At 70.6% G+C, this 1,644-nt stretch carries 2 protein-coding genes; both read left to right on the top strand.

From position 1 onward, the window contains the following. Window positions 1–120: 120 nt before the first annotated feature. A complete protein-coding gene (gene nadA / locus AC5RV2_RS17810) occupies window positions 121–1,449 on the top strand; it encodes a quinolinate synthase NadA (protein WP_494093430.1) in 1,329 nt (442 codons plus the stop codon). After that, window positions 1,446–1,644, top strand: a 199-nt coding sequence (locus AC5RV2_RS17805; RefSeq protein ID WP_494093429.1) for an FAD-dependent oxidoreductase, incomplete at its 3' end; no start/stop codon positions are given. The genes nadA and AC5RV2_RS17805, both read left to right, overlap by 4 nt.

Genomic DNA, 1,644 nt, shown 5'->3' with positions numbered 1-1,644 from the left:
CAGCCCGCCCGCCTAGCCAGCTCCCCAGCCGCCCGCGGCAACCGCCGCCGCACCCGGCCCCAAACCCACAGTCCGCCCCGGAACTCCCGACCTGACCCCTGCCCAACAACGGAGAACACCATGTCATCGGTCAACAGCACCATCCAGCTGATCACCCGCGAGGAAGCCCTTGCCGGCTCCCGCGCGCCCGCCGCCTCCACCTGCACGGCCGATCTGGCCAAGGGGCCGTGGGCCTTCGACACCGCCGCGGGCAGCGGTGCCTGGGCTCCCTCCTACGGGCCGGGCGCGTCGATGGCCGACCCGGCGCCGGCCGCCACCCCGCGGCAGGGCGAAATCCCGGCCGAATACCGGCTGGCCGGCGACGCGGAGCTCGAGGAGCGGATCCTGGCCGCCAAGGCAAAGCTGGGCGACAAGCTGGTCATCCTCGGCCACTTCTACCAGCGCGACGAAGTGGTCAAGTACGCCGATTTCGTGGGCGACTCGTTCCAGCTGGCGCGGGCCGCCAAGGAAAAGCCGGAGGCCGAAGTCATCGTGTTCTGCGGCGTGCACTTCATGGCGGAAACCGCCGACATGCTCTCCGGAGAAGACCAGGCCGTGGTCCTGCCGAACCTGGCCGCCGGCTGCTCCATGGCGGACATGGCGGACATCGACTCGGTGCAGGCCTGCTGGGACCAGCTGGCCGGCGTACTCGGCAGCGGTCCGGACGCGGACGGCAAGGTCCCGGTCATCCCGGTCACCTACATGAACTCGTCGGCCGCGCTCAAGGGGTTCTGCGGAGAAAACGGCGGGATCGTCTGCACCTCCTCCAACGCCGAAACCGTGCTGGAGTGGGCCTTCGAGCGCGCCCACCGGGTCCTGTTCTTCCCCGACCAGCACCTGGGCCGCAACACGGCCAAGGCCATGGGCGTGCCGCTGGAGCAGATGCCCATGTGGAATCCGCGCCAGCCCCTGGGCGGCAACGACGAGGCGACGCTGCAGGAATCCCGCGTGATCCTCTGGCACGGATTCTGCTCCGTGCACAAGCGCTTCACCGTGGACCAGATCGAGAAGGCACGCGCCGACTACCCGGGCGTCCGGGTGATCGTGCACCCGGAATGCCCCATGCCGGTGGTGGACGCCGCGGACGAGTCCGGTTCCACCGACTACATCCGCAAGGCCGTGGCCGCCGCCACCGAGCCGACCGTCTTCGCGATCGGCACCGAGATCAACATGGTCAACCGGCTGGCCGCCGAGTACCCGCAGCACACCATCTTCTGCCTCGACCCGGTGATCTGCCCGTGTTCGACGATGTACCGGATCCACCCGGGCTACCTGGCCTGGGTGCTGGAAGCCTACGCCGGCACCGGCCAACTGCCCGGCGGCGAAGTCCTCAACCGGATCACCGTGCCCGATGCGGTGGCCGTCCCCGCCCGCGTGGCGCTGGAACGGATGCTGGCAGCCAAGCCGTGAACCGCGAACCGGTCCGGCGCGTGGCGGTGGTAGGGTCCGGCATCGCCGGGCTCTACGCCGCCGCGCTCGCCGCGGAACGCCCGGACACTGCCGTCACCCTGATCACCAAGGGCAGGCTGGCCGAGTCCAACACCTGGCACGCCCAGGGCGGGATCACCGCGGTCACCGCGCAGGGCGCCGCGGCCGGGGACTCCG

It is taken from the genome of Arthrobacter sp. Y3225116 (assembly GCF_059091245.1).
The sequence above is the reverse complement of the archived record's forward strand: the minus strand, read 5'-3'. Positions and strand labels throughout refer to the sequence as shown.